Annotated in this window: 7 protein-coding genes; 3 read left to right on the top strand and 4 right to left on the bottom strand. The window is 43.3% G+C overall.

Going from position 1 to position 5395, the window contains the following annotated elements; genetic code table 11:
• Positions 1-278: 278 nt before the first annotated feature.
• Entirely contained in the window at positions 279-818 is a 540-nt protein-coding gene (locus I3259_RS19830; protein ID WP_238031396.1) for a gamma carbonic anhydrase family protein, read from the top strand.
• Between the two features lie 56 nt (positions 819-874).
• Here I3259_RS19830 and I3259_RS19825 read toward each other — a convergent pair whose 3' ends face one another.
• From I3259_RS19825 to I3259_RS19810, 4 genes are all read right to left on the bottom strand, one after another.
• A complete protein-coding gene (locus I3259_RS19825; RefSeq protein ID WP_045150103.1) occupies positions 875-1138 on the bottom strand; it encodes a DUF1488 domain-containing protein in 264 nt (87 codons plus the stop codon).
• Between the two features lie 5 nt (positions 1139-1143).
• A complete protein-coding gene (gene aroE, locus I3259_RS19820) occupies positions 1144-1965 on the bottom strand; it encodes a shikimate dehydrogenase (protein WP_238031395.1) in 822 nt (273 codons plus the stop codon).
• A 64-nt stretch (positions 1966-2029) separates the two neighbouring features.
• The gene (hemF, locus tag I3259_RS19815) at positions 2030-2938 is read right to left on the bottom strand and encodes an oxygen-dependent coproporphyrinogen oxidase (protein ID WP_238031394.1); all 909 of its coding nucleotides are present in this window, start codon (positions 2936-2938) and stop codon (positions 2030-2032) included.
• Between the two features lie 12 nt (positions 2939-2950).
• Positions 2951-3508 carry an L-threonylcarbamoyladenylate synthase gene (locus I3259_RS19810; RefSeq protein ID WP_238031393.1) on the bottom strand — a complete coding sequence of 186 codons (558 nt, stop codon included), beginning with the start codon at positions 3506-3508 and terminating at the stop codon, positions 2951-2953.
• Between the two features lie 194 nt (positions 3509-3702).
• On the opposite strand from I3259_RS19810, the gene purE reads away from it, so the two are divergent.
• Together purE and I3259_RS19800 are read left to right on the top strand one after the other, a co-directional pair.
• Positions 3703-4191 carry a 5-(carboxyamino)imidazole ribonucleotide mutase gene (gene purE / locus I3259_RS19805; protein WP_005372382.1) on the top strand — a complete coding sequence of 163 codons (489 nt, stop codon included), beginning with the start codon at positions 3703-3705 and terminating at the stop codon, positions 4189-4191.
• Positions 4191-5309, top strand: coding sequence for a 5-(carboxyamino)imidazole ribonucleotide synthase (locus I3259_RS19800; RefSeq protein WP_238031392.1), 1119 nt, complete (start codon positions 4191-4193; stop codon positions 5307-5309). Before purE ends, I3259_RS19800 begins: the two co-directional genes overlap by 1 nt.
• Positions 5310-5395: the final 86 nt, after the last annotated feature.

Here is a 5395-nt window from a genome sequence, read left to right as displayed (position 1 = left end):
AAATCTTTCGACTTAACTTTTCAACGAGTGCCCACACAGATTGCATGGTCAAATTATTAAAGAACAATACTGAACTCGGTAACCGCTTGCGCTGTTGTCCGTCTCAGTGGGGTCGTAGTATAGAGAGTTCGATCACATTAGCAAGGGCTAAGTTGAAATAATTCTGACATATTCAACCACTCGAACAAATAACGATCAGAGTGCTATTGATTGACTACAATTCACACGTCTCTTTCGTTACTCTTGGTTAAAAATCCTTCTCCAACACAGGTATTACTATGACTTCCTCATTACGCAGCTATAAAAATATTTATCCAACACAGGGAAATAATGTCTATGTTGATCCATCTTGCGTTTTAGTGGGGGATATTCGCTGTGATGATGACAGCAGTATTTGGCCTTTAGTTGCTGCCCGTGGCGATGTTAACTACATCACTATCGGTAAGCGCACCAATATCCAAGATGGGACAGTGCTTCATGTCAGCCGTATTAGTGAGGATCACCCTAAGGGGTTTCCTCTTATTATTGGCGATGATGTAACCGTGGGACATAAAGCGATGTTACATGGTTGCCAAATAGGTCATCGTGTTTTAGTGGGGATGGGCGCGATTATTTTAGATGGGGCTATTATTGAAGATGATGTCATCATTGGTGCTGGAAGTTTAGTTCCACCAAATAAACGTTTACTGTCGGGCTTTTTATATGTTGGTAGCCCTGTTAAACAAACACGCCCATTAACGGAAAAAGAAAAAGCATTCTTACCTCGCTCTGCCAATAATTATGTCATTTTAAAGAATGAATATCTCTGCGACCTATAAATAGAGATAACAAGGTAAGCCTCATCTTATGATAGGGCTTACTTTATTATGTACTGTTACTCGATAACGATATCACCGTCATCATCAAATGATTCATCTTCAATCATCACTTCAGCCAACTCTTCAAGATCAAAACGCATTGAAGAAAATTCAGCGAGGATATCAGCTTCGTTATTTAAGGCTTTACCGCTGTGCTGTTGTAGCCAGTTTAAGGTAACCCAACAGATGATCAGTGCGCCGCCTTGCTGAGCTGGGAAGTTAACGGCTTGTCGAACAGCATCCCATGATTGAATATCTGAAAATAGAATATCTTGGTTCATTACTTTTACTCTTGTAAAGTTCGGCGCAATTCACGTTGTACTTGTTTAGCTCCCGGACGAAGCCCGCGCCATAACATAAAGCTTTCTGCCGCTTGTCCAACGAGCATTCCTAACCCATCTAACACTTTTACTGCGCCATGCTCTTTCGCCCAACCATTAAAAGAGGTTATTGCTGAGCCATACACCATGTCATAGCACGTGGTATTCTTACCAATCACCGTTGGAGATATCGCTGGCACATCCCCAGATAGGCTGGCTGACGTTGAATTGATGATCACATCAAAGGTTTGGTTTTCGAGCTCGGCTTGCTCTAGTGCAACAACATTACCATAAGAAGAAAATAGCTCTGCCAGTTGTTGTGCTTTGCTTAGTGTACGGTTGGCTATAACCAATTGTTTAGGTTGTTGTGCTAATAATGGTAAAATCACACCACGAGCAGCACCACCGGCGCCTAACAATAAGATACGTTGATCTTTTAATTCGACCTGTTGATTTATCAGATCTTGAACAAGGCCTTCACCATCAGTGTTATCACCTAATACACAACCGTCATCCAATTTCTTAAGTGTATTTACGGCACCAGCCAAACGAGCACGTTCAGTTAGCTTGGTCGCATATTGATAAGCTTGCTCTTTAAATGGCACCGTAATGTTACAACCTTTACCACCATCATTAAAAAACGTGTCTGCCGCTAGTACAAAACCATCAATGGCAACAAGTTGACTGGTATATGTCATCTGTTGACTCGTTTGACGAGCAAATAAGGTATGAATGAACGGAGATTTACTTTGTCCGATCGGGTTACCAAATACGACGTACTTATCCATATACGAATTCTCTCTTTATATATAAGAAGGCTCTATCACTCCGTGATCTGAGCTCAATAATTGATTACCACTCTCGTGGCTTTAAATAATCTTGATATAGTCGCGCTTCTGCTGAATTAGGCTCTGGTTCATAGCAGTATTCCCAACGCGCTAATGGTGGCATCGACATTAAAATAGATTCAGTTCTTCCGCCACTCTGTAAGCCAAACAATGTGCCACGATCATAAACCAAATTAAATTCGACATAGCGTCCACGACGGTATAACTGAAACTCCCGTTCACGTTCACCATAGGGTAGATGATAACGCTGTTGTACTATCGGCATGTAGGCATTGATGAAACCATTACCGACCGCTTGCATATAAGCAAAACTCTTATCAAACCCCCATTGATTGAGATCATCAAAGAATAGACCACCTACGCCGCGGGTTTCATTACGGTGAGGTAAGAAGAAGTATTTATCACACCATGCTTTGTGTTCTTGATAAACATCATCACCAAACGGCGCACACAACTGTTTGGCAGTATCATGCCAGTGTTGGCAATCTTCTTCGAAAGGATAGAAAGGGGTAAGATCAAAACCACCACCAAACCACCAAACCGGTGCTTCACCGTCTTTTTCTGCGATGAAGAAGCGAACATTGGCATGAGAGGTAGGCACATAAGGGTTGCGAGGGTGAATAACCAATGATACGCCCATCGCTTCAAAACGACGACCTGCTAATTCTGGGCGATGTGCTGTTGCAGAAGCTGGCATTTCAGCACCATAAACATGAGAAAAATTCACACCCGCTTGTTCGAAGATTTCGCCATCACGTAATACACGACTACGACCACCGCCACCTTCTTCACGCTGCCATTGGTCTTGTTCAAACGCGACGGTTGTTTCTTGTTGTTCTAATGCTTGGCAAATACGATCTTGTAAATCCAACAAAAAGGCTTTAACTGCACTTTTATCTATTTGGCTATCCATACTATTTACCCCTTACCCTTGACGGAAGATATTGCCATTAAGCGCATCACGTATCTCGGAAGGATTGGTACGTCCGCCTGTTTCCCCTTGCAAGATTGCAGCTAAACAATGCCCTAACTGTTGTTCAACTTCTTGCGCTGTTCGGCCAGGCTCTTGACCTGTTAAATTTGCGCTGGTTGAGGTGATAGGTTTACCAAACTCCAAGCATAAGCGTTGCACAAGTGGATGATCACTCACACGTACCGCAATCGTGGTAAATTTCCCCGTTAAAAACGAGGGAACATTAGGCTTAGTCGGCATTACCCAAGTCACAGGTCCTGGCCATGTTGCCATCACGGTTTGTTTTTGTTGTTCGGTCAATTGGCTTTCATCAATATATGACAGCAGCTGATCGTAATTCGCCGCGATCAAAATTAAGCCCTTTTCAACTGGGCGTTGTTTGATCGCTAATAGTTTTTCAACCGCCTCTTGATTATCCGGATCACAGCCTACACCAAACACCGCTTCGGTTGGGTATCCGATCACTTCACCTTGCTTTAAGGCCGCGACGACTTGAGCAAAATTCTCCACAGTATCCTCATTATTTGTTCAGCAAATATTGTTGTTTTACTTTCTCAATTTCATTCTACCTACTCCTTAGTCACAACTCCATGCTAGGTTATAAAACCGTCAATATTCATGATGCAAACGTTTTCCTTTAGGCTAAATCACCGTATAATGCAGCAATCAACACGATGTTAAGTTATGACCTGAAGGAGAATGAGATGAAAGTTGGAATTATCATGGGTTCAAAATCTGATTGGCCAACCATGCAACATGCGGCTGAGATGCTTGATCGTTTCAATGTTCCTTATGAGACTAAGGTCGTTTCGGCTCACCGCACGCCACATTTATTAGCCGAATACGCTGAAAGTGCACAAGAGCGTGGCATTAAAGTGATCATCGCAGGTGCTGGCGGTGCTGCTCACTTACCGGGGATGACAGCGGCTTTCACTAGCGTGCCTGTATTAGGCGTACCAGTGCAATCACGTGCACTAAAAGGGATGGATTCATTGCTTTCTATCGTTCAAATGCCTAAAGGTATTGCTGTTGGTACCTTAGCAATTGGTGATGCTGGGGCTGCCAATGCAGGTCTCTTAGCCGCACAAATTATCGGCACTCAAGATGAGCAAGTTCTGGCCGCTATTGATGCTTTCCGCAAAGAGCAAACAGAAACGGTATTAAGCAACCCAAATCCAGCAGAGGATGCATAATGAATAATGTGCTAGTCCTTGGTGCTGGCCAACTTGCCCGTATGATGGCACTGGCTGGCGCTCCTCTTAACATCAATGTGATCGCTTATGATGTAGAGAGTGATAAAGTGGTTCATCCTCTTACCCAACAAGCAATGTCGAACTCGCTCGTTGAAGCGATTAATGACGTTGATGCGATTACTGCCGAGTTTGAACATATTCCTCACAATATTTTAGATATTTGTGCTGCCAGCGAGAAGTTCTTCCCAACGCCAGAAGCAATCAAAGCCGGTGGCGATCGTCGTCTAGAAAAAGCGTTATTGGATAATGCTGGCGTGCGCAATGCTAAATACCATGAAATCACTGAACGTGCAGATCTTCTTACTGCAATTGAAAAAATCGGGTTACCGCTGGTTTTAAAAAGTGCATTAGGTGGCTACGACGGTAAAGGGCAGTGGCGCTTAAAAGAAAACGTACAGATTGATGATATTTGGCCTGAAATGGCGCAATGTATTGCTGATTCTCCTAATCAGGCTATTGTTGCTGAGCAATTTATTCCTTTTCAACGCGAAGTATCATTGATTGGTGCCCGTAATCGCAGTGGTGATATTCAGGTATTTAACTTAACTGAGAATGTCCATACTGATGGCGTACTAAGTTTATCAACTGCGATTGTGGGTGACTCACCACTGCAAGCGCAAGCCGATAACATGTTCCGTGCCGTCGCTAATAGCCTTGATTATGTCGGCGTGTTAGCTATCGAATTTTTCGATCTCGATGGCGAACTACTGGTAAACGAAATCGCACCACGGGTCCATAACTCAGGTCACTGGACACAACAAGGTGCAGAAACATGTCAGTTTGAAAACCACTTACGCGCGGTATGTGATTTTCCTCTTGGTTGTACTCAAATAACTCGTCCAAGTGCGATGATCAATATCTTAGGTTTAGATAGCGTTCCTGATGCGGTTTATGCCCAAGAAGGTTGCCATGTACACTGGTACGGTAAAGAAAAACGAGCGGGACGTAAAATGGGGCACATCAACGTGTGTGCTGATACACCAGAGCAATTACAGTATCGTTTGATCATGTTATCAAGCTTGCTGGATGAGAAGGATTTCCCCGCACTGCCTCGTTAATATTTACTTCAATTTAAAAAGCCTGCGTCTGAGCCTGTCTCTTGATCACAAGTTATTGTGTTCAAGAGACTTAGCTAGCTCATATC

This window comes from Photobacterium sp. Ph5, assembly GCF_022129445.1.
GTDB lineage: Bacteria > Pseudomonadota > Gammaproteobacteria > Enterobacterales > Vibrionaceae > Photobacterium.
This window is presented reverse-complemented; position numbering and strand designations above follow the sequence as displayed.

Coding starts and splice junctions, on each gene's coding strand:
- I3259_RS19830 (WP_238031396.1), top strand. CDS start 279: ATGACTTCCTCATTACGCAGCTATAAAAATATTTATCCAACACAGGGA.
- hemF (WP_238031394.1), bottom strand. CDS start 2,938: ATGGATAGCCAAATAGATAAAAGTGCAGTTAAAGCCTTTTTGTTGGAT.
- aroE (WP_238031395.1), bottom strand. CDS start 1,965: ATGGATAAGTACGTCGTATTTGGTAACCCGATCGGACAAAGTAAATCT.
- I3259_RS19825 (WP_045150103.1), bottom strand. CDS start 1,138: ATGAACCAAGATATTCTATTTTCAGATATTCAATCATGGGATGCTGTT.
- I3259_RS19800 (WP_238031392.1), top strand. CDS start 4,191: ATGAATAATGTGCTAGTCCTTGGTGCTGGCCAACTTGCCCGTATGATG.
- purE (WP_005372382.1), top strand. CDS start 3,703: ATGAAAGTTGGAATTATCATGGGTTCAAAATCTGATTGGCCAACCATG.